Origin of the sequence: Sporosarcina sp. ANT_H38 (genome assembly GCF_008369195.1) — a bacterium.
Taxonomy (GTDB): Bacteria; Bacillota; Bacilli; order Bacillales_A; family Planococcaceae; genus Sporosarcina.
On the sequence record NZ_VOBC01000002.1, the window covers coordinates 576,812 to 601,395 of the forward strand.

General features: G+C 40.3%; 26 protein-coding genes. 7 read left to right on the plus strand and 19 right to left on the minus strand.

Annotated features, from left to right (window positions below; genetic code table 11):
* Window positions 1–19: 19 nt before the first annotated feature.
* On the plus strand, window positions 20–649 hold the full coding sequence (locus FQ087_RS14740; RefSeq protein WP_149581337.1) for a glycerol-3-phosphate acyltransferase: 630 nt from the start codon (window positions 20–22) through the stop codon (window positions 647–649).
* A 349-nt stretch (window positions 650–998) separates the two neighbouring features.
* Here the strand turns inward: FQ087_RS14740 and FQ087_RS14745 are convergent, their stop codons facing one another.
* From FQ087_RS14745 to FQ087_RS14780, 8 genes are all read right to left on the minus strand, one after another.
* Entirely contained in the window at window positions 999–2,516 is a 1,518-nt protein-coding gene (locus tag FQ087_RS14745; protein ID WP_255452374.1) for an aldehyde dehydrogenase family protein, read from the minus strand.
* A 627-nt stretch (window positions 2,517–3,143) separates the two neighbouring features.
* Window positions 3,144–3,917, minus strand: a complete 774-nt coding sequence (locus tag FQ087_RS14750; RefSeq protein WP_149581338.1) for a sulfite exporter TauE/SafE family protein — start codon at window positions 3,915–3,917, stop codon at window positions 3,144–3,146.
* Window positions 3,918–3,979: 62 nt separating this feature from the next.
* Window positions 3,980–4,207, minus strand: a complete 228-nt coding sequence (locus FQ087_RS14755; RefSeq protein ID WP_149581339.1) for a sulfurtransferase TusA family protein — start codon at window positions 4,205–4,207, stop codon at window positions 3,980–3,982.
* 188 nt (window positions 4,208–4,395) lie between these two features.
* A complete protein-coding gene (locus FQ087_RS14760; protein ID WP_149581340.1) occupies window positions 4,396–5,523 on the minus strand; it encodes an MBL fold metallo-hydrolase in 1,128 nt (375 codons plus the stop codon).
* A 33-nt stretch (window positions 5,524–5,556) separates the two neighbouring features.
* The gene (locus FQ087_RS14765; protein ID WP_149581341.1) at window positions 5,557–6,123 is read right to left on the minus strand and encodes a sulfurtransferase TusA family protein; all 567 of its coding nucleotides are present in this window, start codon (window positions 6,121–6,123) and stop codon (window positions 5,557–5,559) included.
* A 59-nt stretch (window positions 6,124–6,182) separates the two neighbouring features.
* Window positions 6,183–6,479 carry a rhodanese-like domain-containing protein gene (locus FQ087_RS14770; protein ID WP_149581342.1) on the minus strand — a complete coding sequence of 99 codons (297 nt, stop codon included), beginning with the start codon at window positions 6,477–6,479 and terminating at the stop codon, window positions 6,183–6,185.
* Window positions 6,480–6,502: 23 nt separating this feature from the next.
* Window positions 6,503–6,982, minus strand: coding sequence for a DsrE/DsrF/DrsH-like family protein (locus FQ087_RS14775; protein ID WP_149581343.1), 480 nt, complete (start codon window positions 6,980–6,982; stop codon window positions 6,503–6,505).
* Window positions 6,983–7,049: 67 nt separating this feature from the next.
* Window positions 7,050–7,313: a metal-sensitive transcriptional regulator gene (locus FQ087_RS14780; protein WP_149581344.1), complete on the minus strand. Its 264-nt coding sequence runs from the start codon at window positions 7,311–7,313 to the stop codon at window positions 7,050–7,052.
* Between the two features lie 297 nt (window positions 7,314–7,610).
* Here FQ087_RS14780 and FQ087_RS14785 point away from each other — a divergent pair, with 297 nt between their 5' ends.
* On the plus strand, window positions 7,611–7,832 hold the full coding sequence (locus tag FQ087_RS14785) for a DUF2187 family protein (RefSeq protein WP_149581345.1): 222 nt from the start codon (window positions 7,611–7,613) through the stop codon (window positions 7,830–7,832).
* A gap of 63 nt (window positions 7,833–7,895) precedes the next feature.
* Here the strand turns inward: FQ087_RS14785 and FQ087_RS14790 are convergent, their stop codons facing one another.
* On the minus strand, window positions 7,896–8,885 hold the full coding sequence (locus tag FQ087_RS14790) for a YeiH family protein (RefSeq protein ID WP_149581346.1): 990 nt from the start codon (window positions 8,883–8,885) through the stop codon (window positions 7,896–7,898).
* Window positions 8,886–8,994: 109 nt separating this feature from the next.
* Here FQ087_RS14790 and FQ087_RS14795 point away from each other — a divergent pair, with 109 nt between their 5' ends.
* The 4 genes from FQ087_RS14795 (at window position 8,995) to FQ087_RS14810 (ending at window position 12,876) form a co-directional block, all read left to right on the plus strand.
* Window positions 8,995–9,873, plus strand: coding sequence for a LysR family transcriptional regulator (locus FQ087_RS14795; RefSeq protein WP_188006769.1), 879 nt, complete (start codon window positions 8,995–8,997; stop codon window positions 9,871–9,873).
* Between the two features lie 98 nt (window positions 9,874–9,971).
* Entirely contained in the window at window positions 9,972–10,634 is a 663-nt protein-coding gene (locus tag FQ087_RS14800) for a lysoplasmalogenase (protein ID WP_149581348.1), read from the plus strand.
* A gap of 39 nt (window positions 10,635–10,673) precedes the next feature.
* On the plus strand, window positions 10,674–11,900 hold the full coding sequence (pepT, locus tag FQ087_RS14805; RefSeq protein ID WP_149581349.1) for a peptidase T: 1,227 nt from the start codon (window positions 10,674–10,676) through the stop codon (window positions 11,898–11,900).
* Window positions 11,901–11,916: 16 nt separating this feature from the next.
* Window positions 11,917–12,876 carry a DMT family transporter gene (locus FQ087_RS14810; RefSeq protein ID WP_149581350.1) on the plus strand — a complete coding sequence of 320 codons (960 nt, stop codon included), beginning with the start codon at window positions 11,917–11,919 and terminating at the stop codon, window positions 12,874–12,876.
* Between the two features lie 35 nt (window positions 12,877–12,911).
* On the opposite strand, the gene FQ087_RS14815 is transcribed toward FQ087_RS14810, so the two are convergent.
* The 9 genes from FQ087_RS14815 to FQ087_RS14855 all read right to left on the minus strand — a co-directional run bounded on the left by FQ087_RS14815 (window position 12,912) and on the right by FQ087_RS14855 (window position 22,562).
* A complete protein-coding gene (locus FQ087_RS14815) occupies window positions 12,912–14,006 on the minus strand; it encodes an ABC transporter substrate-binding protein (protein ID WP_149581496.1) in 1,095 nt (364 codons plus the stop codon).
* 27 nt (window positions 14,007–14,033) lie between these two features.
* Window positions 14,034–14,828: an ABC transporter ATP-binding protein gene (locus FQ087_RS14820; protein ID WP_149581351.1), complete on the minus strand. Its 795-nt coding sequence runs from the start codon at window positions 14,826–14,828 to the stop codon at window positions 14,034–14,036.
* A gap of 4 nt (window positions 14,829–14,832) precedes the next feature.
* Entirely contained in the window at window positions 14,833–15,561 is a 729-nt protein-coding gene (locus FQ087_RS14825; RefSeq protein ID WP_370456084.1) for an ABC transporter permease, read from the minus strand.
* Between the two features lie 237 nt (window positions 15,562–15,798).
* Window positions 15,799–17,196 (minus strand): nickel pincer cofactor biosynthesis protein LarC, encoded by a 1,398-nt coding sequence (gene larC / locus FQ087_RS14830; RefSeq protein WP_149581353.1) that lies wholly within the window; start codon window positions 17,194–17,196, stop codon window positions 15,799–15,801.
* Window positions 17,177–17,914, minus strand: coding sequence for a nickel pincer cofactor biosynthesis protein LarB (gene larB, locus FQ087_RS14835; protein ID WP_255452359.1), 738 nt, complete (start codon window positions 17,912–17,914; stop codon window positions 17,177–17,179). Before larB ends, larC begins: the two co-directional genes overlap by 20 nt.
* 97 nt (window positions 17,915–18,011) lie before the next feature.
* Window positions 18,012–18,845, minus strand: coding sequence for an ATP-dependent sacrificial sulfur transferase LarE (gene larE, locus FQ087_RS14840; protein WP_149581354.1), 834 nt, complete (start codon window positions 18,843–18,845; stop codon window positions 18,012–18,014).
* A gap of 49 nt (window positions 18,846–18,894) precedes the next feature.
* On the minus strand, window positions 18,895–20,169 hold the full coding sequence (gene larA / locus FQ087_RS14845) for a nickel-dependent lactate racemase (protein ID WP_149581355.1): 1,275 nt from the start codon (window positions 20,167–20,169) through the stop codon (window positions 18,895–18,897).
* Between the two features lie 105 nt (window positions 20,170–20,274).
* Window positions 20,275–21,405, minus strand: a complete 1,131-nt coding sequence (locus FQ087_RS14850; RefSeq protein WP_149581356.1) for a 2-keto-3-deoxygluconate permease — start codon at window positions 21,403–21,405, stop codon at window positions 20,275–20,277.
* Complete coding sequence (locus tag FQ087_RS14855) at window positions 21,402–22,562, minus strand: glycerate kinase (protein WP_149581357.1); 1,161 nt, start codon at window positions 22,560–22,562, stop codon at window positions 21,402–21,404. The genes FQ087_RS14850 and FQ087_RS14855 overlap by 4 nt, the downstream gene beginning before the upstream one ends.
* Window positions 22,563–22,712: 150 nt before the next feature.
* Between FQ087_RS14855 and FQ087_RS14860 the strand changes: the two genes are divergently transcribed.
* Window positions 22,713–23,813, plus strand: coding sequence for a CdaR family transcriptional regulator (locus tag FQ087_RS14860; RefSeq protein ID WP_188006770.1), 1,101 nt, complete (start codon window positions 22,713–22,715; stop codon window positions 23,811–23,813).
* A gap of 331 nt (window positions 23,814–24,144) precedes the next feature.
* On the opposite strand, the gene FQ087_RS14865 is transcribed toward FQ087_RS14860, so the two are convergent.
* A complete protein-coding gene (locus FQ087_RS14865) occupies window positions 24,145–24,498 on the minus strand; it encodes a rhodanese-like domain-containing protein (RefSeq protein ID WP_149581359.1) in 354 nt (117 codons plus the stop codon).
* Between the last annotated feature and the right edge of the window lie 86 nt (window positions 24,499–24,584).

Sequence of the window (24,584 nt, forward strand, 5' to 3'; positions counted from 1 at the left end):
TATTTTAGGAGATGTTTATATGGGCTTATGGATCGCAGTCATGCTCCTCTGGGGATATGCAGTCGGTTGTCTGCATGGGTCAGTTGTCGCACAGAAAATATCTGGCGTTAATTTGAAAGAAACCGGCGTAAAAAATGCCGGTGCATCGAATGCAACCATTGTTCTTGGGAAGAAATTCGGCGCACTTGTTGCAGCAATTGATATCGGGAAAGGTGCAGGAGCCGTCTTACTCGTGCACTATTTCACTAAAAATGCAGGACTTCCTGAAGACAGTGTAGCTTTACTTTTATTCCTCACAGCTGCTGCAGCCGTGATTGGCCACAACTTCCCGTTTTATATGAACTTTAACGGTGGAAAAGGGACCGCGACAATAATTGGTGTACTGCTTGCCATCGACTGGCGGGTTGGACTAATTGGTTTTGTATTGTTTGTTGTCGTAGCACTAGTAACAGACTTTCTCGTGTTTGGTGTACTCATGCTCTACGTGACGCTCATCGCGATGGCAGTGCGGGCAGATGGATACTGGCCGATCGTGATAGCTGCTTTGTTGTTTGCAATTGCTATTTGGAAACACCTTGAGAATTTCCAGCGAATGAAAGAGCGTAGTGAGAAGCGGGTTTCGATGGTTTTTAAAAAGAATATATTATAGAACAAAAAAACTGAGAACCTCTAAATAGGAGGTTCTCAGTTTAAGATTTGTAAATGCATGAATTCAGCACCTGTGAGACATATTTCTATGAAGACTTAAGCATTTATAGACTTCTTCTTTTAGTAAAGAACAATGGTAACCTAGAAACATATCTACCGTTTCCGACTATGATCAGGAGATGGGTAGAAATCTCTTTGAAAAACTTCACGTTTTTCTCGAATTCAGCCGATCTAAAAAAGAGACTGTGGATCGCTTTTTCATTGTCAGGTAAACCCCGGAAAAGCTCAAATCACTTTTAAAGATAGATTTTATGGCAACCTCCAATAATAAATATATTGGAACCACGCAATCAGGAGAACCATCCACTCGGCTCAACATGGAGCGAATGAATAACCTGCTTCACTTCTGTATATTCGTTAAACCCATACGTTCCAAGCTCTCGACCAATTCCGCTCTCCTTATAACCGCCCCATGGTCCTTCAATGAGGTTTTGCTCATAAGTGTTTACCCAAACAACTCCTGCCCGTAATCCTTTCACCATACGATCGGCTTTTTCACTATTTGAAGTAAAGATACCAGCAGCTAGTCCATACGGTGTGTCATTTGCAAGCCGTAACGCTTCCCTCTCTGTTTCAAAAGGAATCACACATAAAACTGGCCCAAAAATTTCTTCCCGGGCAATTGTCGAGTTTGGATCTACATCGACAAAAATAGTTGGTTCAACAAAATAACCATTATGATTTCCGTCCTTGAGGATTCTATTTCCTCCACATCCGATTGTGGCACCTTCCTCTTTTCCAATTGAGATATAATTTAACACCTTATTCATATGTTGTTCACTAACAAGTGGTCCCATCTGAGACGACGGATCTTTTCCGTTACCAACCTTAATCTTCTTTGTAGCTTCTATTAAATCTTGAACAAACTGATCATATATGTCTTTCTCCACTAATAGTCTGGATCCAGCTGAACAAACTTGACCTGCATTATTAAAAATCGCAAATGTTGCATAGTCGAGGGCAGTTTCATAGTCGCAATCTGCAAAAATAATATTTGGGGATTTCCCACCTAATTCAAGCGATACTTTTTTCAAGTTACCAACAGATGTCTCTACTATTTTTTTCCCGGTGGCTGTACCTCCAGTAAAGGCGATTTTATCTACATCATAGCTCTCAGTTAGAGGCTGTCCTGCATTTACGCCGTTGCCAATAATCAAATTGACAACACCTGGCGGAAAACCTACATCATCAAGTAATTCGAACAAACGAATTGCGGTAAGAGGAGTCACCTCGGAAGGCTTTAATATACATACATTACCCGCAGCTAATGCAGGTGCCAATTTCCAGGAAGCCATTAACAAAGGATAGTTCCACGGAATGATTTGACCACAGACACCAATTGGTTCGCGTACGACTTTTGAAGTAAACGGATTGTCAACTTCTAAGATTTCTTCAGACGACTTGATTGCTAAACCGGCATAGAATCTGAAAGTTTTAGCAGCATCTTCTATGTCTCCTTGAGCTTCCCTCACTGTTTTTCCGTTATTGATCATTTCTAATTCAGCAAGTTCTTCTAAATTCTGCTCAATTTTTTTTGCAACTTCTATTAGCAATCTGGACCTTTCATGTGCAGATGTTGTTCTCCAAACCCCATTATCAAATGCTTCCCTTGCTGACCGGATTGCATATTCCACATCCTCTTTTCCAGCTGAAGCAATTTCCGCGATTTTTTCACCAGTAGCTGGATTATGTACTGAAAGAGTGTTTTTCCCCTTCGCCTCAATCCACTCGCCGTTAATATATAACTTACTCCGATTGGATGGATCTTTCCATTTCTTAAACATACTTGTTTGCTCCTTACTACTCATCATTCAACACCCCTTCTATCTTAAAAAACATAATTTCAATATGACGTTTGACAGTTAAATTAAAAACAAAAAACACCTGATCTTTGGTAATTCGGGATTATCTAAAAACCACTACCATATAGAAGAGGTGCTTAAATGATAGTCCTTAACAAGCAAAATATTTAATTTCCAAATAAAATCCAGTAATTACAGCCCTTGAAATGTTGAAATATCTTCGGAATACTAACATCACAACAAGTATGGGCTATAGCTGTTTTTACATTGTTCAACATGAAAATTGATTTTGATTAATTGATTCCAAAAAGGCTAGAAGTTGTCTAGCCCAGATTGGCTTCATTTTATTTACGCACAGTAATATGGTAGCTACTCCGGTGCGAATAGGACCCTTAGCTACTTCTTAATGTACCTTCTCCTTCAAATTCCAAACCTAAATCACGTGCCGACATCTAAATCAAATTCCCCACTCTTTTACTTCTCGAATTTTAATTCTTGTTTCAAATACGGCTATCGTATTCACTATACTTCATTTATTTTATACTCATTAAATAAATTGTGTATCGGGAGCCAAAATTAAAATAGGTTATCACCCATAAATCGAGAGATAACCAATTTTAATTTCATTGTTCACTAAAAATCCAACCATATTTTAATAGCGGTCCCCAAAATAAGAAGTGCCAATAGCCATTGAAGTACTTTCGTGTTCATTTTTTGACCAATTTTCGCCCCAATAGGCGCCGCTATTATACTTGCAACAATCATAACAACCGCAGGTCCATACAGCACTTGATCAGTCGTAATTTTTCCGATTGTCGAGCCGATTGAGGATATGAACGTAATGGCGAGCGATGTTGCAATCGTCATTCGCGTAGGTATCTTCAGAACAACCAGCATAATTGGCACGAGAATAAATGCTCCTGCGGCTCCAACAATTCCTGCCGCAATACCAACAATGAATGCCAATACTGCCGCCAACCACTTATTGAATTTGACTTGATCTACCGGAATGTCATCCAATCCTTTTTTCGGAATGAACATCATAATCGCAGCGATTGTCGCCAATATACCGTAGACCAGGTTGATAGCTCCTTCAGACAACAGATTCGAGCCGTATCCGCCGATAAAACTACCCACTAAAATACTTGACCCCATGTACAGAACCAACGATTTATTTATCAAACCACTTTTACGGTACGCCCATACGCCGGAAATCGTTGCAAAAAACACTTGAATTGCACTTATTCCAGATACTTCATGAGCGGTAAAGACCGCAACACCAAGAAGGGGCGGGATATATAACAGCATCGGATACTTGATAATTGATCCGCCTATCCCAACCATTCCAGAAACAAACGAACCAACAAATCCAATTAAAAATATTGTGACAATAAACGCGAAATCCATCACATTGTCCTCCTTTCAAAAGGAGAAAGGGTATCTACAAGCAGATACCCCTCCATTTTAAATCAACCTTTTTGAATCCAAAATGTAAATACGCCAGCCTCTTCCTTATGCTTCACTAAGTCATGACCACCTGATTTCGACCATGCAGCTAAATCTGCAACTGATCCTTTATCTGTCGCAAGAATTTCCAACACTTCACCCGTTTCCATTTCCTTCATGACTTTTCTTGCACGTACAACCGGCATTGGACAAGCCAACCCTTTAGCGTCTAATACTTTGTTTGATTGCATCCCTAATCTCTCCTTTTTTTCTAACTTATTATCTATTTAAGTTGAACATATGAATCCGTGTACAATCTTAGCGAAGGCGCCTTATAAGGGGTAGCCGAAGCCATAAGACTAGCAGCGAAGCAGCCTGGCTTATGGCGGGAGGCATCCCCGAGCGCCGAAGTGGGTTTGAAGGAATTATTTATTTCTACCTATCGGACTGCACAACGATTTGGTCCGATTTCCATTTCCCGTTGTGTTTCTAAATCAGGCGTTATTTTCCCCATATTCGTTTCACGGATTTGCTGGTAAGCATTTGGTTGTGGTGGTAAATTCCCAGTCACCATTTCCCTGAATTCTACTTCATCTTCAATGTTCAAACCATGATTTTCAGCAAACAATGTACCCAGCTTTCTAGACACGCTACCGTCCCTATTCAATTCTTCAATAATCATGAAATGCGCAGGGAGAACAATCAGTTCTTCTGATAATTCTTTATAGCGTTTGTACAACGACTCCCGCAAATCTCCAACCCAATCTTCAGCTAAACCAGCAAGGTCAGGACGTCCTATCGAATCGATGAATAAGATATCGCCGGAAAGTAAATACGAGTCATCTATTATGAATGATGTTGAACCAATCGTATGGCCAGGTGAATATAAAGGTTGAATGGCGATCGTCGTATCACCGATTGTAATCGTTCGCCCCTCTTCTAATGACTCATAGGCAAACGTCACTTCACTAGCATCTTTTTGCGGCAACCAGTACGTTCCATTAACGGCTTCTGCAATTTTGCGTCCCCCTGAAATATGATCTGCATGGAGATGTGTATCCAAAATATGCGTAATTTCAACATCCAACTTTTCCGCGAATTCGATGAATACATCAGTCATCCGTGTCGCATCGATAATTGCCGCTTCCCCGTTTGAAACGATCATGTATGACAAACAACCTTTGCCGATTCGGACAAACTGGTACAACTCCCCGCCGTCTTTCAAGTCACCAATTTTCACTGGCTCCAAATGTTCACTCCATGCCTTCATGCCGCCTTGTAAGTAATGAACTGCGCGACCTTCCTCAGCAATCATTTCTCCAATCATAATGGAAGAGCCTTCTTTCGCGCAGACAACGACAATATCTAAATCCGCAGGAAGCTGATGCAGGATTTCTTCAACCCCATCGAGTAAATCGAAATAAGGGATATTAAGATACTGAATATTTTCTCCTTCAATTTTCCAATCCACAAACGCATCTTCATTACGAACGTCTAGGATGAAAAATGGTTCTTGATTCACCACTTTTTTCGCTATTGTACTGGCTGTCATAGCTTGAACTGTCATTTGTATACCCCCTATAGTAATTTCATTCATTTATTACACCAATTTTTCTGTGGGTCCGTTCCACTCGCTCATACCAGGCACAACGTTTTTCACTCTTGAAAAGCCCAATTCAGCAAGTTTTCGGGATGCTGTATCACTACGATTTCCTGTTCGGCATACGACGTAAATTTCCGTTTCTTTATCAAGATTACCGAGTTCACTATCAAGATCAGCAAGCGGGAACGACTTAGCTCCCGGAATGTGATTGAATGCGTATTCTGCCGATTCACGAACATCGAGCACAAGCACTTCACGGTTCCCCTCTAAAATGGCTTGTAGCTGTTCATTCGACACGATATGTGGATGTTTTTTCTCAACTTTTTCTTCTCCACTCGACTTCCGTACATAATGCGTCAGAATTCCTGCATCTTCAGTCGTGCCCAAGTAGTCATGCCCGGAACCCTCAGCCCACGCTTTTAAATCCGCCGTAGATCCTTTATCAGTTGCCTGTACTTCCAACACATTTCCTGGTTCCATTTCCTTAATGATCTTTCTCGTTTTAACGATTGGCATTGGACATGCCAATCCTTTTGCGTCAAGAATGAAATCAGTTTTTATCATGTTACATTCCTCCTTTACCCATGCCTGTATGGGTATATTTTACGTTTAAAAAAATACTATTACTCCACTGAACCTTCCCAGTCATTCATACCGCCAACCATATTCACTACTTTAAAACCATGTCCCTCAAGCAAATGTACAGCTCTTCCACTACGTCCTCCGGAGCGACAAACCATTGTGTACTCAATTCCTTTATCCAATTCATGCATACGGAACTCCAATAATCCCAGTGGAATATGAATTGCTTGTGGTATTTTTCCTTCTTTCACTTCATCCACTTCACGCACGTCAATCAGGTGAATTGTTTTGTTCGTATTTAACTTTTCTTGAACTTCTAATGGTGTTATTTCAATCATTTTAAACCCTCCATTTTTTAAATTTAAATAAATAAGTTTACATTGCCTTCTTGAGCATCTCCAAGATAAGCAGCTACTCCACCATAATCGATGCCATCCATCAATTCTTTCTGCTGTAAGCCTAGAAGATCCATCGTCATTGTACAAGCAACCAGTTTTACATCTTGTTCTTCAGCCAGTTCAATCAGTTGCGGGAGTGTCATCGCATTATGCTTTTTAATGACATGTTTAATCATTTTAGGACCCATTCCAGCAAAGTTCATTTTGGAAATCCCCATCTTATCTGCACCGCGTGGCATCATTTTGCCAAATACTTTTTCCAGTAAGCCTTTTTTCACTGGGACTAGTTCTTCTTTTCGAAGTGCATTTAATCCCCAAAATGTATGAAATATCGTTACTTGGTGATCATAAGCTGCAGCACCATTTGCAATGATGTATGCCGCCATTGCTTTATCATAATCTCCACTGAATAATACAATGGTAGTTCTTTTCGTTTCAGTCAATCAAATCTTCCTCCCGATTTTACCCACAGGGGTATATTTCGTATTAAAAAGAAAAGAGTCCATCGTTTCATCGACTCTTTACTAGTAGTTCTACTGCTTCTTTTACAATATCCTCTTGTGTTCTTGGATCGCTGTCATCCAATTGTTGAATACATTCAATCAGATTGGAGCTGACAATAACGCCTATCGTTCTATCTATAGCTGAGCGTGAGGCTGACAATTGTGTAATTACTTCTTTACAATCTTTATTTTCATCCATCATTTTTAAAATACCTTTGATTTGACCCTCAATCCGTTTTAACCTGTTTTTTACTTTGTCATCGTATTCCATACCCATCACTTCCTTATATTTATGCTATACACATATATTATACCCCTACAGGTATAATGTCAATCCCTTTGCTTTTATTAAGATAAAAAATTTGAACTTAAGTAAAGCTAGTAAATAGCTAATAAAATTTGCATTCCTGCAAATTTCGTTGAAATATGATATACTAATAGTAGACAACATGTGTGTTATCGTTTACGATTAGTTGTTTTCCATCTTCATCTACTTGTTGCTGCGGGTTTCCCCGAAGCACTCTTTAAATAGATGGCAAGATGAGAATGGATAATAGGGGGAATTCGAATGGCTTTTCCACGCAGGGAAAAAGAAGTATCGGATTTTGTCGCAGCGCGCAAAATCGATGAAGAGATTTCATTTGTCCGTAATGATCACGAAGTAAATGGTACTATTTTTAAAATACTCGAGAATTCCGTCATCGTTGAAATCTCATCGAAGGACGCTGAACTTATTGGCGCCGCGTCAAATCTTACTGTTGTTTCACATAAGAATTACTCAATCGTATAATAAATATAAGCAAAAAAAGGCATCTGCTTCAAAAGCGATGCCTTTTTTCTATGCCTATATAGTTTAAAATGTAAAACGGACAAATATATAACCTACAAGCACAAGAATGATCGTTCCTCCAAGTCCTGCAACAAACGGCTTCATACCCGCACGGCGGAATGCCTCGAATTTCACATTCAGGCCTAATCCAGCCATCGCCATTGCCATTAATAGATAAGCAAGCGAGACGAATAGCGATGCGATTTTTTCCGGCACAATCCCCGTAGTATAAAGTGCGCTTACTGCAAGGAATCCGAAAATAAACCATGGGATTGGGAGTATCTTCAAGTTAAATTTCTCACCCGACTGTTTATTCTTCCGTGACATCCAAATGCCAATGCCTCCTGCAACAATGACGAGTAACATGACACGAGTCAATTTCACGACAAGCGCAAAATCAAGTGCTTCCGCACCACCTACATCCGCTGCCGCAACAACGTGTGCAATTTCATGAAGTGTCCCACCTGCAAACATCCCAAATGCCTCACCTGAAAGCCCTAACACAGGATACAACAACGTATAGATAAATGTGAACAACGTTCCAAGAATAGCGATGATAGCAACACTAACTGCAGTTTGTTCGGGTTTCGCTTTTACTTGTGAAGCCACTGCGACAATGGCAGCTGCACCGCAGATTCCCGTTCCACAAGCAGTTAAAAAACTAATTGTTTTATCAGCACCAACCGCCCGAGCGATACCATAAACAGCTCCAATACCGATTAGTACACTACCCACCGCCAATAAAAACGCTGGCCATCCTGCAGTTGCAATATCCCCCAGATTCAAACGCATGCCTAGCAGAATGATCCCTGCACGCAGCAGTTTTTTTGATGAAAATTCAATACCACTTTTCCACTCTTTACCCACAGGGAAAAAGGTATTCCATAACATTCCAATTAGTATCGCGAAAACGAGTGGACCAATTAATGAAATATAGGGCAGTAGTGTTGCCAATTTAGCAATGATTGCGATGAAAAACGTCAATCCGATTCCAATCCAGAATCCTTTTTTCATAGTTAAACCTCCTTCCCCTTCTTTCAGTATAATCCCAACTTTTCGATCAGCATAATGAGGATATATGATAAAATCGATTAATATTACTAATAGAATAGAGGATAAGACCATGCAATTAGAAGAACTGAAAACGTTTGTCGCTGTAATTGAAAAAAAGAACTTCACCAAGGCCGGCGAATCGCTAAACATATCTCAACCTACCGTCAGTCTCCATATCAAACATTTGGAGGAAGAACTAAAAACTCCCCTACTCATACGTGCGAATAAAACATTTCACATTACATCCGCCGGAGAGGTTTTATATGAACGTGCGATACAATTGCTTCACCTCGCAGAACAAACAAAAGAAGAAATTTTATGGCAGCACAATAAGGTGAGCGGAATTCTTCGTATCGCTGCGAGTTACACTATCGGGGAGTCCGTATTGCCCCCGATACTTACGAGGCTACATTATAAATATCCTGAGTTGCATGTAGAGGTTGCGATTGTAAATACAGAAGATGTCGAAATTGCGGTCCGTGACTTCCGGTCGGATGTCGGTTGTATTGAAGGAAGTGTGCATGAAAAAGGGCTTATCATCCAACCATTCATGGAAGATGAACTCATCCTAGTCGCAGCAAGCGGACATCCGTTGGTAAGTATTCACCACTCTAAAGCAACAAGTCTCCAAACTTCCCACTGGGTAATGCGAGAAAAAGGTTCCGGTACACGGGAATATACGGACTATTTACTTCAGTCAATCGGTAATATCCAACCATCAAAAACAGTTATTGGTTCGAATGAAGGCGTAAAAACGGCGGTATTATGTGGACTCGGTATCGCGGCCGTATCCGTTCATACAGTGAAAGATGAACTTTCAAGCGGGAGACTTGTACAACTAAAGATCGATGTCCCTTCACAAAAACGTATTTTCTCTACCTTATGCTCCCCACTGATGGCTGAAAAAAAACATGTTGCTGTATTTTTAGAAGAACTTCAGTCTCAGTAAAAAGACGGAAAGATGCTCGACCGATTCAAAATACTAAAAGATCGAAAAAGGGTTTCTCTACCCATTCCCCGAAAAGTAGTAGAAAGGGGGTTGTCCTAATGTTAAAAAATCTAGTACTTACTTCAATTATCACAATGGGAATCATTTATATTTTCTTTATCCCCGCTGATCCAGTCGGCTTCAAAATTTTAATGAAACTGATTCCGATGGCACTTATTATCCTATTTGCATTAATGACAAGACCTCTATTTTCCCGTTCATACAAACGGATCATCATCGGTGGACTGTTCGTCTGCATGATTGCCGATGGCGTCATTTATTGGTTCTTACCAGGACTCATCACCTTCTTCATTGGTCATATTTTTTATATCTTTGCTTTTAATCATGTCGCAAAGAGGTCCGTGCCAATATGGGCGGCCGCTCCTCTCCTTCTCTACGGTACAGGCATGGCTATTTGGATTGCCGGTTCGCAATTTTCTGCTGGTCAAACCGTTCTCGGCATTGCCATTATCGCCTACATTGGTGTTATTTTAATGATGGGTTGGATGGCTATCCGTACGAGAATGAAGCTCGCTATCATTGGAGCGCTGCTATTCATGTTCTCAGATTCAGTTCTGGCAATCGATCGATTCGTCTATGAAATTCCATACCGTGATGCATTCGTTATGATGACGTATTATGCGGCGCAAGTTTTCATAGCAGCCAGCATCGGAAGCAGGATTGTAAAGTATTCCGTAAACCGGAACAATCTGATAAGATAGAGTAATCAGCACTTAATTATTAGGAGGAATTTTTTCGAAATGAAAGAAAAACTAATCGAACGTCTTATACGTTATGCAAAAATCGATACACAATCAGATGCAGGAAGTGCTTCTACGCCGACAACAGCTGGCCAATGGGACCTTCTGCACGAATTACAAACAGAACTAGCGAATATCGGTCTAGTAGACATTACACTCGATGATAACGGGTATCTATTCGCAACGCTTCCCTCCAATACGGACCGTGACGTACCTGTCATCGGTTTTCTTGCACACGTCGACACGACTACGGATTATACAGGGAAGAACGTAAAACCTCAGCGTATAGATAACTACGACGGCAATGATCTGCAACTGAACGACAGTACAATAATGACTGTAAACGCTTTTCCTGAACTGAAAAACTATATCGGACACACCCTTATTACGACGGATGGAACAACACTTCTCGGCGCGGATGATAAAGCGGGGATTGCTGAAATCGTTACAGCAATGGAATATTTGATTGCGAACCCAGACTTAAAACATGGTAAACTGCGAATCGCCTTCACACCAGACGAAGAAATCGGGCGTGGACCACATAAATTTGATGTCGAAAAATTCGGCGCGAAGTATGCCTATACAATGGACGGGGGACCACTCGGAGAATTACAATATGAAAGCTTCAACGCAGCAGCAGCTAAAGTTACATTTCAAGGTGTAAGCGTTCACCCAGGTTCCGCTAAAAATAAAATGGTCAATTCCATTTTAATAGCCAATCAATTCCAAGCAGCAATGCCGGCAAATGAAATTCCTGAGAACACCGATGGCTACGAAGGATTTGTTCATCTTATGCAATTCAACGGATCCACCGAAGAAACAACACTTGGCTATATCATTCGTTATTTCGACCGCGAAACATTCGCTGCAAGGAAACAATTGATGATTGATACCGCTGATAAGCTGAAGAAAGAATATGGTGCAAATACTGTCACAATCGAAATTGAAGATCAATACTTTAATATGGGTGAAAAAATCGAACCAGTGATGGAAATTGTTACTATTATGTCGGATGCGTTTAAAAACCTCAATATTGAACCTAATATCGTGCCAGTACGAGGCGGTACAGACGGATCTCAACTTTCTTACATGGGCATGCCAACACCTAACATTTTCACGGGTGGAGAAAACTATCATGGTAAATACGAATACATTTCAGTCAATAACATGGAAAAAGCGACAAATGTCATCATCGAAGCAGTAAAACTTTTTGAAGAACGCGCCTAAATAAGGGGGATAACTTATGAAGGAAATTTGGATTGGTGTCCTTTCCTCCGTCTTTTTCGCAGTGACATTCATTCTAAACAGATCGATGGAATTATCGGGAGGAAGCTGGCTTTGGAGTACTTCCCTCCGCTATTTCTTTATGCTGCCTTTTTTAATCGCTATCGTCGCTTACCGCAAAGGGCTTGGTGACGTGAAGAAGGAATTCGTCCGTAAACCTGCTCCATTTTTCATCTGGAGCGTAACGGCCTTTGTCTTATTTTACGCACCACTTACATACGCGGCAGCTTACAGTCCAGGCTGGCTTCTTGCTGGCACATGGCAATTGACAATTGTGGCGGGCGTCCTGCTTGCCCCTTTCTTCACGTTGATTGTGAAAACAACAAATGGAGAAAAAAAGATTCGGCAAAAAATCCCGCTTGTCTCGCTTGGGATTACACTTATTATTTTTGCTGGTGTCGTACTTATCCAAATTCCGCACGCGCAAAGCGTTGAACTACGTACGTTGCTGCTTGGAATCATTCCCGTTGTTTTTGCAGCATTTGCCTACCCGCTCGGTAACCGGAAAATGATGGAGCTTCTTGAAGGCAGACTTGATACATTTCAGCGCGTGCTCGGCATGACCCTCATGACAATTCCCGTCTGGATTGGCTTTTCCATCTATGCATTATGGACAGTCGGACCCCCTTCTAGTAGCCAGCTTGGTCAGTCGTTCATCGTTGGTATCAGTTCAGGCGTCATTGCTACAACCTTATTTTTCATGGCAACCGACCGCGTCCGGGGAGATCAAGGTAAACTCGCCGCCGTGGAAGCAACACAATCCACACAACTTATTTTTGTTATGCTTGGCGAAATGGCAATTCTTAGCATTGCACTTCCTGGTACGCTGTCGCTAATCGGAATCGCAGTCATTATTGCTGGCATGACATTGCATAGTTTACAAACAGCATTTGTAAAAAGGAAACTGCCCACACCTTAATCGGTAGTGGGCAGTTTTTATAGTTTTGGATGTTATTACCGGACATATTCTCCAATCGTTTCAACCGCTTTTTCAGTTATCGATGTATCAATGGCTTTATCAAAATCTATTTCACCACGGATAGCACCGTTTGCTTTGTATGCTTCATACTGCTTTTTAATATCATCGATGAACATTTTGCCATCTGGATCGAGACCTGTGACGTTTACTTTCTCCCACAGCGCTGGGTCTTTCAATGCTGTATGCTTTGTCATAATTTCGATTATATCGTCTTTTCCTTCACCTTTGATGAATGCATCGTTGTAATCACGCACACCCTTCAAATAGGCGGCCATGAATCGTAGTGATATATCTTGCTCTTCAGCCATGAATTGCGGGGAGCCTAGCACCATTGCAATTTGAGATTCCGGTGCAAAATCAGTCGTGTCACCAAATCGAACATGGAATCCTTTTTCTACTCCAGTTGCGATAAGCGGTTCAATATTTACAGCCGCATCAATTGTCCCGTTACTAATTGCACCAAGCATACTACCAAAATCGCTCATGAGAACAAATTCTACGTCATCCTTTGTTAAACCTGCATGTTTGACCACTTCATCGAAGATGTATTCATCAATTGAGTTGTGTGATGATACGCCAACTTTCTTCCCTTTTAAATCTTTATACTCTTTTATTACGTCAACCATATGATTACCAATAACGAGAGTGAAATACGACTTCCCTGGCACATTATGTCCTTTATCCGCAATAATTTTAACGTCAATGCCTTGCCCAATCGCGTTGAAGAAAGATGCAGTCGAAACGCCACCCGCAATATCCACTTCCCCAGCCGCTAACGCCGGTAGCATATCATCGCTGTTTGCAAACTGAGCAAACTCGACTTCTATATTATAATCTTCAAAGTATCCTCTCTCTTTTGCAATATAGAAACCCGCACCAGACGCCGCCCCGTCTTCCGCTATGACAACTTTTGCACGTTTTTCAAGCGGTGCCAAATCTCCTGAAGGATTAACTACCGCTACTTCTTCAGGCTTTTTATCTTCAATTACCGGTTTCGCCGTCTCTTTAGGAGAACAAGCACCAACGATTAACGCTAACGCGAATAACGATAGCAACCATCCACTTTTCATCCACTTTGCCATCGAATCTCTCCCTTTCTATTCATCTTCTCGTCTTGAACGCTGCACTTCTTCCTGCAAGTGTTTCCATATTTCAACAAATTGTCCAGCCATAACAGGATTTTCTCGTATGTCCTCGATTTTTCGCGGGCGTGGCATATTGACAATAATTTCTTGAATAATTTTACCCGGATGCGAACTCATTAGTAAGATACGATCACTTAGCAGTAACGCTTCATCGATACTATGGGTAATGAATAATATCGTCTTCCCCGTTTCCGACCAAATTGACAGCAATTCTTCCTGCAAGATGAATTTATTTTGTTCATCGAGTGCAGCAAACGGCTCATCCATCAACAAAATCTCCGGATCATTGGCAAAGGCCCGTGCAATACTCACCCGTTGTTTCATACCTCCCGATAACTCTTTCGGATAAAGGGATGAAAACTTTTCTAGACCGGTTTTCTTCAAATAATATGCCGTACGCTCTTTTATGACCTTTTTCGGCATATGACGCATTTTAAGTCCGAACGCCACATTCTTTTCGACAGTGAGCCACGGTATTATACCTCTTTCCTGGAACACCATCGATTGCATCGGACGATCTTCTCCATCGGTGGCAATTGCAATTGTAAATTCACCAATACTGGGATTTTCAAGCCCTGCCAAGATTCGGAGTAACGTCGACTTTCCACATCCACTTGGCCCAACAATACAAACAAATTCTCCCTCATTGATGGTTAGATTAATATCGTCAAGTGCTGTTACACTGCCATTTTTCTTATAAAACGCCTTCGTTAGATTACGGATGATAATTTTTGCTTTCCTGCTCATTTACTCACCTCCACGGTAACATCTTTTTCTGAATTCCTCGTAGCAACAGCGAGAACAGATAACCGAAAAACGAAATGAGGATGAGCCCAACGTACATTTCTTGAAGTAAAAACGCTTTGTACGAAACCCAGATCAGATAGCCAATCCCTGATGTAGCACCCATCATTTCCGCTGCGACAATTGTCAGAAGCGCAATCGCCTGCCCCATCTGAATCCCTTCTAACATAACCGGCATTGCGCCCGGCAAAGCAATTTTTGTGAAAAAATCTAACTTTCCGGCTCCATAATTTTTTGCTACATCCAAATAAATTGAATCGATATTAATGACACCGGCTGCCGTATTGATAACAACAGGAAAAAAAACACTCCCGGCTATCGTTATGACTTTCGATAAATCCCCGATTCCAAAAAGAATAATAATGATTGGAAGCAAGGCAAGTGTAGGTATCGGCATGAGCGCCATCACAATTGGCGAAACAAAATGCCGAATTGGTGAATAGAGCCCCATCAGCAGACCGATGACGACACCTGGTATGACACCTAGCAAAAATCCGACGAGAATTCTGTATAATGAAACACCGATATGACCAGCCATTTCACCACTTGAAATCATTCCTAAAAATGTCCCCATAATTGCGGAGGGAGGCGGGAAGAATCGAATATCAATCATTCCAGTCCTCGACAATAATTCCCACATAAGAATCAGGAACAAAGGCGAGGCAATCGTCAACATCTGCTTTAGCCGTTCTTTCGTTTGCCTTTGTTTCCATTCGCGCTGTTCGATTTCAAACGGATCGTATCGGACAGCCTTATCATCTCTCTTCAACGTCCACCACCTCTTCATTCAAATAATATGTATCAGCCTAAAAAAGTGTGTTGGGCACATGTTTATTAAGAGGTTTCTTTCACCCTTTTCTCCATAAAAAAACTACATAGACTAGTACTCTACGTAGTTTTTCGAAGAATTTTTTTAATTTCCCACTTGCTCTCTAGCTGCTTGTTGAACAGAAAGATATACATCGACGATTGGAACCTCATATTGAGAAGCGACTCTTTTTACATCTTCATACTCAGGAGAGATTTTCATAATTTCGCCTTCAAGTTTACCTACTTTAACGGTTACTTTTCCATAAGCTGTTTCCACCGACCTAAACTCACGCTCTAAAATCCGACGTGACCATTCTGATTTACGAACACCGAAAGTACTGGTTTCGCGTAATAAAAGCTTCTCTAGAGCAAGAGATTTTTCCGGCTTTGTTAAAACTGTTATTAACGTTCCAGGTCTGCTTTTTTTCATTGATACAGGCGTGAAATAAACGTCTAGAGCTCCTTCCGCCAATACCTTTTCCATAGTATAGCCAAGAGCCTCACCAGTAAAATCGTCTAGTTGGCACTCCAGAACAATTATTTTTTCACGTTGCGAAGCCTTTTCTTCATTGAATAAAACGGCTCTTAAGACGTTTGGATGTTCGAAATCCTTTTTGCCTGCTCCGTAACCAATATTCTCTATTACCAGTGCAGGCATATAGCCGAACTCATCTGACAAAGCTTTAACAAATCCTGCTCCAGTTGGGGTCGTTAACTCCCCTTTCACATGAAAGTCTGCTAAAGGTACACCTTTCAATATTTCAGCAGTTGCTGGAGCAGGAATCGGATAAAGTCCATGTGCTATCATTATTTTTCCGTATCCCGTTGGTACTGGAGAAGCAATAATTTTACCAATATCTAAACTTTCTAGTGCCAAACAAACACCGATTACATCAATTATTGAATCCATGGCACCCACTTCATGGAAGTGGACATCTTTCGGATCCATTCCATGCACTTTTCCTTCGGCTTCTGCAATCACTTGAAAAACAGCCAAACTTCTTTCTTTCACCCGAACCGGTAGTTCACTGTTTTTAATCATGTCTAAAATAGTGGCCGCTTTTCGATGAGAATGATGGTGATGACCATCGTGCGTATGATCTTCTAGTTCATGACTATGGTCGTGAGTATGTTCATGACTATGTTCATGACTATGTTCATGACTATGTTCATGACTATGTTCATGACTATGTTCATGACTATGTTCATGACTATGTTCATGACTATGTTCATGACTATGTTCATGACTATGGTCGTGACTATGCTCGTATGTATGTTGGTGATCATGCTCTTCTGAAGTCGATTCCATAAATCGTAGATCCAACAGTTTAGCAGATATTCCTCTCTTATCGACTTGCTTTACATCTAATGAAAAGGAATCTATCGGGAGCCCCTTTAGCTGTTCTCTTATATAATTAATGTTTGCTCCTAAATCAATTAATGCTGAAAGTGTCATATCACCGGAAATTCCCGATTGACAATCAAGAAACAGGATCTTCATAGTTTACCCCCTCTGAAACAAGTTTAAGAATAAGTGCAGCCTGATAACCTGCTCCAAATCCATTATCGATGTTTACCACGCTCATCCCCGAAGCACAGGAAGCTAGCATAGCAAGTAATGGCGTTATTCCTTGCAAATGAGCCCCGTATCCAACTGAAGTTGGTACAGCTATAACGGGTCTTTGAACCAGCCCGCCTACGACACTCGGAAGAGCTCCTTCCATTCCAGCTACTACAATAAGCACACTTGCCTTGTTTATGTCATTTCGATACGCCAATAAACGATCAATCCCGGCGACGCCAACATCATATAATCTACTCACCTTGCAACCCATCCAAGCTGCAGTAATCGCTGCTTCTTCTGCAACAAAAAGGTCTGAAGTGCCTGCACACAACACCATTACCTCTCCGCCAAATTGTTGTGTTGGAGTGCCATATAATAAAATACGAGATGTTATGTCATATTGAGCTAAAGGAAATGCTTTTACAAGAGTTGCCCCTTTCTCTTCATCCACTCTTGTAATCATCACTTTTCCATGTTTCTCAATTAGCTTACTCATAATCGCTTGAATTTGCTCAACCGTTTTCCCTTCGCCATAAATGACCTCCGGAAAACCTTGACGTTTTTCTCGATCAAAATCTACTTTACAAAACCCTAAGTCCTCAAAACTCTCCATATCATCACCTATTTCTTCATCATAATAATAGCGGTTATACATCGTTTTTACATTTCCTATTAATAAAGAGAAAAGAACCCGTTCTATACCGAAATCGGGCTCGTTTCTATGTATTTATGTGTATCTCTTTAAAGAACCATCAATTAACTTCTGCATTCAATAAATCAGCTGGCAATACTTCGTTCATGCTACCCGTACGGTAGCCGCGCAGATCCAGTGATACGTAATTAAAGCCGAGTGACGTTAACTTAAGTTGAATTTTTTCGCGGTGCTTTAGTAGTTCAGTAATTTCCTCTGGTGCAACCTCAATACGTGCTACATTTTCATGGTAGCGTACTCGAACCATATCGATTCCAAGTTTTGCAATGAATTTTTCTGCTTGATCGACTTGTTCAATTTTACGTTTATCTAGTTTTGTTCCATAGGGAATTCTCGACGCAAGACTACATGATGCAGGTTTATTCCATACTGGCAGTTCAAGTTCTTTAGCAAGCTGTCTGACTTCTTGTTTGTATAAGTCCGCTTCCTGTAATACACTGCGAGCTCCTGCCTCAGTTCTTGCCCTCATGCCAGGGCGGAAATCGGCTACATCATCCATGATCATACCATCTAGCACATAATCATAACCCAATTCTATAGCGAGCTGATTTAAATGAGAATACAGCAACTTCTTGCTGTAATACCAGCTATCAGGAGTATTTGCTATAATTCCTTCATCTTCTAATTCTTTGATTTCAGTCTGATGCACGTTGACACCCATTTTTTCAGCAAGTTTAACTGCACCCTCAAATTCCTCTTCTCGGAATAACTCAGATGCAACAACAACTGCAAGAACATTCTCAGTTCCTAGTTCTTGCTGCGCTCTTTTCAACACTAATGTACTATCGACACCACCTGAAAAAGCTACAAGAACGCGATTCATATTGGAAAGAATTTCACCAAGATGCTGGTTCTTTTCAACAATTTTATTCATATTTTCATCCCCATTTCTTATTGATATTTTATCTATACACTAGACGGTATTATACGAATGCCTTTTCCTCAACATATGGAATCGTTAAAGGACCTAAAGGGAGAACAGCTATTGTCATATCGGCTCCATATTTCTCTTTTAACTCTTCTATTGTTTTTTCAATATCATGCGTTGGTTTCAGCATAGTTCCTTTGACTTGTTCATCTGTAAGCTCGGAATATACATAGACATCTGCCCAAACTTGGATTACTGCCTGTTTTTGTACTTGCCATTGGTCAAATAATTTAAAATCAGGATTATTGATCATATCGAGTAATCCCTGAGGTGTATCTGCCATCTCGAAAATCTTGGAATAGTTTCCGTGATCAGGAAGTCCATCTGAACATTCAGACGCAATAATGATAGAGCCGCCCTCTTTAACAATTTTATGTGATGCACTCATTCCTTTTACCGCTTGATAAAGATTTTGATCAAGTGGGTAACCGGAATTCGAAGCAATAACGACATCAAATCGATCATCACAGCGGAACATTGTATGTTCTTTAGCAAATGCGCAGCCTAAGTCATGTGCTTCATAAAGCTCTCCTGCAAAAACTGCTGTAATTCCTTTTTCACGATTGAGCGTAACATTTAACATGAAATTAGGCTTACACATACCGTTTATTTCACGAGTCATGTCTTGAACAGGATTATTAATCATATTGCCCCAAGTAGCTAGAGGATCGCCGATCATTCTTGCATTATGAAAGGTCATGATCGTCTCAATTCCAGCTATTCCAGGCATTATTCCTTTTGGTCCTCCAGAAAAACCTGCGAAAAAGTGGGGTTCTATAAAGCCCGTTACAATGCGAAAATCTGATTCAACATACTCTTTATTTAGATAAACATCACAGCCATATTTACTATGACCAAGGTTTACAAGTGTCTCTTCGTCATGGCAATTATTATTTATAATTCGAATGTTATCGACAACCCACTCACCAAGCATTCCAACAAATTCTTCCCTCGTTTGATCACGATGTGTTCCTGTTCCATTAATAATCACGAAATTCTCCAAAGGAACATGACCTAACTCTTCGATTAATAAAGGTACTAAAATGTGATTCGGAGTTGGCCTAGTAATATCACTAATTACAATGGATACAATATCCGTAGATTTTACCGATTCTTTTAAGGGTGTTGAGCCAATTGGATTTCTTAATGCTTGTCGAATTGCTTCTTTTTCGTCCTCTAATGTAGATAAGTTTTTCGGTTCGATGATAAAAGAATTATCCGGTAAGTCTAATGAAATACCTTCTTTTCCATAGAGTATTTCCGTAATCATTCTGAATACACCACTCTTCTGATAATTTGTAATTCTATAATTAAGATAACACTTCTCCCCTATAAAATGATAGCGGGAGAAGCACCTTTTTGACTTATTAATCTATTAATTACTTAATGCTTCTTTGCTTTTTTTCGATTTCTTCTCTTTCTTTATTCCAGGGTATTCCTCAGTGCCATATATCCCTCGTTTCTTTTGATATCTATCGATCAAAATAACTCCAAGTGGACAGAGCAAAGAGGTGGCAATTGTTGATATGGAAATTTGTGCAGTAGCAATCGGAACAATACTCTGTATCATTTCAAAATCTGCCATACTCATTGCACCTGAACCTAATGCTACTGATGCTGCCGCCAACACTGCGGCAGGTGTTGCAGCGGCATTTCCCGCTGTAGAAGCTTCTGCAATTGGAGCAATAAAGCTTTTTTCACCAGCTAATTTAAATGCGATAATGGCCATTCCTCCAGTAAGAACAAATGTTAGGATAGCAATAGCTAACCCTCCTGCAAGGACAGATGGATTTAAGAAATTCGCCAAGTTCATGCCAGCTCCTAGTGCAAAAGCAAAAAATGGTATTGTTAACGTCTCGCCTGGCTTTAATAATTCGCGTATTTTCGGGTCTAAATTCCCTAGAATCATTCCAATACCAATTGGTAATAAAACAGCAATAAATGCAATCATCGGGAGAGTAGTTCCTAAAAGACCTAGAGATACCAGTGTTAAAAAAGGACCGTCATTAATAGCAAGAATAGATAGCCCTCCTACATCGGATCTATTCCCATATTGTCCAGTTAAAGCCGCATACATTCCGCTGTTACTATTTGTCATCCCAGCAATAATCGCCAAAGTGGAAAGCCCCAATACGCCAGTCCATGGATCAAAGAAGAAACCGAACGCTACACCGACCGCTAGTCCCGTAAAATACTTCGTACTGGTTAGTATGACGCCTTTTTTCAAAGCCCTACCGCCTACTTTTAAATTCATCTGGCTTCCTACACAGAATAAAAACAAAGCAATAAGTACTAATGCACCATCTTTAAATAATTGCTGCGAAAATCCACCTATTCTCAAGAATTCATAAAAACCATCAGCTGTTGGTGCTGTCCCTAATGACTTCAAAACCTTCATTACTATTGGAATGTGCAATTGGTCAATGGTATTCAATGTAGCCCCTAGTAAAAGTGGAACTACCATCATGCCGCCCGGTACTTTCTCGATCGTTTCTTTAATCCTCAAATTAATAACCTCCCTTTTTCTTTTACGCTTTGATGGAAATAAGATCGAACAACTTGCTCTGCACTTAACGCTAGTAATTCCTCTGCATTATTAATAGCCTCTTTTAAAGACATCGGTCTATTTATAATGCTAGTTATACTTACAACACCGAAGTCATGAAGGACTTCAACTCCCTCCCCAATAGATCCTGCTAAAATAACGGTTGGAACATTTTTACTTTTCGCCATTTGAGCAACTCCAAGTGGGGTTTTTCCAAATGCTGTTTGGCTATCTACTTGTCCTTCTCCTGTGATTACAAGATCGGCATTTAACAATTCGCCTTCCAGTTTAATATAATCAAGAACTACATCTACTCCTCGTTTCATTTCAACTGGGAAAAATGCTTGAAAGGCTCCTCCGATTCCACCTGCTGCACCAGCTCCTGGTTTACTGTGAAGTTTGATTCCCGTTTCCTTAGCAACCACATCTGCCCAATTAGCTAGGTTACTATCCAACATGTCAACTTCTTCAGCTGTAGCTCCTTTTTGAGGGCCAAAAACATGAGAAGCTCCATTTGGTCCAATGAGCGGGTTTTGAACATCGGAAGCAATTATAAACTTGCTATCTTTAATTCGTTTATCAAAAGAATCCAGTTTGAGCCTGTTCACCTTGTTTAATTCGCCACCCCCTCGATTGATTTCGTTTCCTAGTTCATCCAAAATTTCTAGTCCTAGCACCTGAAGCATCCCTGCTCCTCCATCGTTTGTTGCGGATCCTCCCAAACCAATAATGAAGGATGAAAAACCGTCATCTAGAGCCTGTCGAATCAACTGTCCAGTGCCATATGTTGTTGCTTCTAGAGGTGAAAAATTATCCTCTGGTACCAGGTGTAGTCCGGATGCAGATGCCATTTCAATGACACATGTTTCACCATCTCCTAATACTCCATATGCTGCTTCTATCTGATCTCCTAAGGGTCCTATAACGGAAACATTTATTATTTCCCCCCCGGTTGCTGCAACTAAAGTTTCCATCGTCCCTTCGCCACCATCACCGATAGGGAGCAATACGGTTTCAGCATCGCTAAAGGCTTTTTTAATCCCCCTATTTATGGCATTTGCCGCTTCCACGGCACTTAAACTTCCTTTAAATGAGTCTGGTGCAATAATTATTTTCATGAAATCCTCCTTCAGAAAGCGCTTTCAATTACTTATTCTAAATTATAAAAATATTGACTCAACTAGTCTATAGCTATACCATATGAAAATAAGATCGAATTCTATCTGTTTTTCGTCTACTTCGACTAAAGGATGAGAAAACCTATGCATATGCTAACGAAAGAAATTGCAAATGAGATTGTAAAAGAGACCTCTATACGCCTTCATCGCAACGTTAATATTATGAATACAGAAGGGATAATTATTGCCACACAAGATAAATCTAGAATTGGTTCTATTCACAATGGAGCCATAGAAGTTCTTAAAAGCGGAAAAACACTTACTATTCATGAAGATGAAAACAACAATTGGGAAGGTTCCCAGCCAGGAGTCAATCTCCCAATTGTTTTTCTAGAACAAATTATAGGTGTTATTGGAATTACAGGGGATCCCGATGAAATGGGCAGTGTTGGAGAACTGGTTAAAATGACTACAGAACTAATGATTCGACAGGAATTTATGGACTTACAGATGGAGTGGAAACAGCGAACAAAAGAGACAATAATTGAACAACTATTAAAAAGTGATGCTTCTGTTACCAGTATTGATCAAAGCCTCAGTTTACTTGGCTTGCATCTTAGACCTCCTTTTACAACGACTGTTATTCAAATAACAAAAAGATCCGTACCCAATCGCACATTAGTTCAAAAAATCGAAGAAATAATTGGCCTAAAAAATGGAATTGTTAGCTTTGTAAATGTTAACCGTATATTTATAACTATTTTCGGAATTGAAGAAAAAGAAAGTGTTGAAATGATAGAAGACATTTACACGCTATTAAAAAAACAGAATGTTATCTCTCGAATGGCATATAGCCTACCTTTTAGTACGCTAGATACATTCAGTCAATCGTATAAAGACTGTGACATAACACTGAAAACAAGCGATCCTGATAGTGATATTGTTTCATTTGCTCAAATTGAAGCAAAGGCATTGATCTATCAAGTTGACGAAAGGTTAGCCGAACGTTTTTCTCATCGAGTATTAAATGGTTTCGATGAAAACAAAGCAAGAACATTGGAAGCTTTCTTTGTTAATGATTTGAATATCCAAAAAACGGCGAACGATTTATATGTGCACAGAAATACATTGATCTATCGTTTGAATAAAATTATAGAAGATACGGGGTATGATCCTAGAAAGTTCAAGGATGCTTTGATCTTACAAGTGGCTCTGTGGTTGTTTCAAAAAGCAGAGAAAAATGATAGTTGATGCAGGCATACTCACTTCTAATCATGAGACATTAACAGGGCTGGCTGAAGTTACGTGGTTTTAGCAATTTAAGAAAAGCATATGCGCCCGAAAAGCGCTGGAGGACCTCAGGATAAAGGCTTTCCTTGCCTTTATCTTGAGGACTGAAGCAACTCGAGGGGCTAAGCGCTGGAGTCTAGACAATATACCAGGTGAAAAACCTATACTTTCTTACCTTTCAAAAAAGAAGCTTAAACCATAGCGGCTTATAGCTTCATGCGATGTTTATTAAAAATTATTTGTAACGCTTAACAGTATCTCTTTTCTATAAATCTGCAGTCCATTAATTAAGTTACCCGCGCCAAGCACTCATACCGCCTGTAACGTTCAAAACATCCGTAAAACTGGCTTTCTTCAATATCTTCGCCGCTTGTCCGCTTCGCATCCCACTTTGACAAATAACGACAGTTTCCTTCGATTTGTCTAAGCCATCCAGTTGTGATTTCAATGTATTCAAAGGAATGTTTTTAAATTCTTTGATATGCCGTCCTTTATATTCACCAGGTGTCCTAACGTCGATGAACTGCACTGATTTATTCTTCAATAATCCTTTCAAGTCCTCTGTCGAAACAGAACGAACACCTTTAGCCGGCAACATGCGCCAGGCAAAAAATCCAATAACTAGTAAAATAAAAAACCACATCATATAAGTTGTCCTCCTAGTTTTCCTTTAATTCCACTAAAAATATACCACGCGGGGTATATCGAAGCAATAAATCTGTTTCCTCATAA

Excerpts from the sequence above, each read along its gene's own strand:
- FQ087_RS14860 (WP_188006770.1), top strand. The coding sequence starts at position 22,713 with ATGCTAACGAAAGAAATTGCAAATGAGATTGTAAAAGAGACCTCTATA.
- FQ087_RS14750 (WP_149581338.1), bottom strand. The coding sequence starts at position 3,917 with ATGGATTTCGCGTTTATTGTCACAATATTTTTAATTGGATTTGTTGGT.
- FQ087_RS14740 (WP_149581337.1), top strand. The coding sequence starts at position 20 with ATGGGCTTATGGATCGCAGTCATGCTCCTCTGGGGATATGCAGTCGGT.
- FQ087_RS14765 (WP_149581341.1), bottom strand. The coding sequence starts at position 6,123 with ATGATAAAAACTGATTTCATTCTTGACGCAAAAGGATTGGCATGTCCA.
- larB (WP_255452359.1), bottom strand. The coding sequence starts at position 17,914 with ATGTATAACCGCTATTATTATGATGAAGAAATAGGTGATGATATGGAG.
- larC (WP_149581353.1), bottom strand. The coding sequence starts at position 17,196 with ATGAAGATCCTGTTTCTTGATTGTCAATCGGGAATTTCCGGTGATATG.
- FQ087_RS14755 (WP_149581339.1), bottom strand. The coding sequence starts at position 4,207 with ATGCAATCAAACAAAGTATTAGACGCTAAAGGGTTGGCTTGTCCAATG.
- larE (WP_149581354.1), bottom strand. The coding sequence starts at position 18,845 with ATGAATAAAATTGTTGAAAAGAACCAGCATCTTGGTGAAATTCTTTCC.
- FQ087_RS14815 (WP_149581496.1), bottom strand. The coding sequence starts at position 14,006 with ATGAAAAGTGGATGGTTGCTATCGTTATTCGCGTTAGCGTTAATCGTT.
- FQ087_RS14780 (WP_149581344.1), bottom strand. The coding sequence starts at position 7,313 with ATGGAATACGATGACAAAGTAAAAAACAGGTTAAAACGGATTGAGGGT.
- pepT (WP_149581349.1), top strand. The coding sequence starts at position 10,674 with ATGAAAGAAAAACTAATCGAACGTCTTATACGTTATGCAAAAATCGAT.
- FQ087_RS14855 (WP_149581357.1), bottom strand. The coding sequence starts at position 22,562 with ATGAAAATAATTATTGCACCAGACTCATTTAAAGGAAGTTTAAGTGCC.
- larA (WP_149581355.1), bottom strand. The coding sequence starts at position 20,169 with ATGATTACGGAAATACTCTATGGAAAAGAAGGTATTTCATTAGACTTA.
- FQ087_RS14810 (WP_149581350.1), top strand. The coding sequence starts at position 11,917 with ATGAAGGAAATTTGGATTGGTGTCCTTTCCTCCGTCTTTTTCGCAGTG.
- FQ087_RS14770 (WP_149581342.1), bottom strand. The coding sequence starts at position 6,479 with ATGATTGAAATAACACCATTAGAAGTTCAAGAAAAGTTAAATACGAAC.
- FQ087_RS14790 (WP_149581346.1), bottom strand. The coding sequence starts at position 8,885 with ATGAAAAAAGGATTCTGGATTGGAATCGGATTGACGTTTTTCATCGCA.
- FQ087_RS14800 (WP_149581348.1), top strand. The coding sequence starts at position 9,972 with ATGTTAAAAAATCTAGTACTTACTTCAATTATCACAATGGGAATCATT.
- FQ087_RS14865 (WP_149581359.1), bottom strand. The coding sequence starts at position 24,498 with ATGATGTGGTTTTTTATTTTACTAGTTATTGGATTTTTTGCCTGGCGC.
- FQ087_RS14785 (WP_149581345.1), top strand. The coding sequence starts at position 7,611 with ATGGCTTTTCCACGCAGGGAAAAAGAAGTATCGGATTTTGTCGCAGCG.
- FQ087_RS14760 (WP_149581340.1), bottom strand. The coding sequence starts at position 5,523 with ATGACAGTTCAAGCTATGACAGCCAGTACAATAGCGAAAAAAGTGGTG.
- FQ087_RS14795 (WP_188006769.1), top strand. The coding sequence starts at position 8,995 with ATGCAATTAGAAGAACTGAAAACGTTTGTCGCTGTAATTGAAAAAAAG.
- FQ087_RS14825 (WP_370456084.1), bottom strand. The coding sequence starts at position 15,561 with ATGTTGACGATTGCCTCGCCTTTGTTCCTGATTCTTATGTGGGAATTA.
- FQ087_RS14745 (WP_255452374.1), bottom strand. The coding sequence starts at position 2,516 with ATGAGTAGTAAGGAGCAAACAAGTATGTTTAAGAAATGGAAAGATCCA.
- FQ087_RS14820 (WP_149581351.1), bottom strand. The coding sequence starts at position 14,828 with ATGAGCAGGAAAGCAAAAATTATCATCCGTAATCTAACGAAGGCGTTT.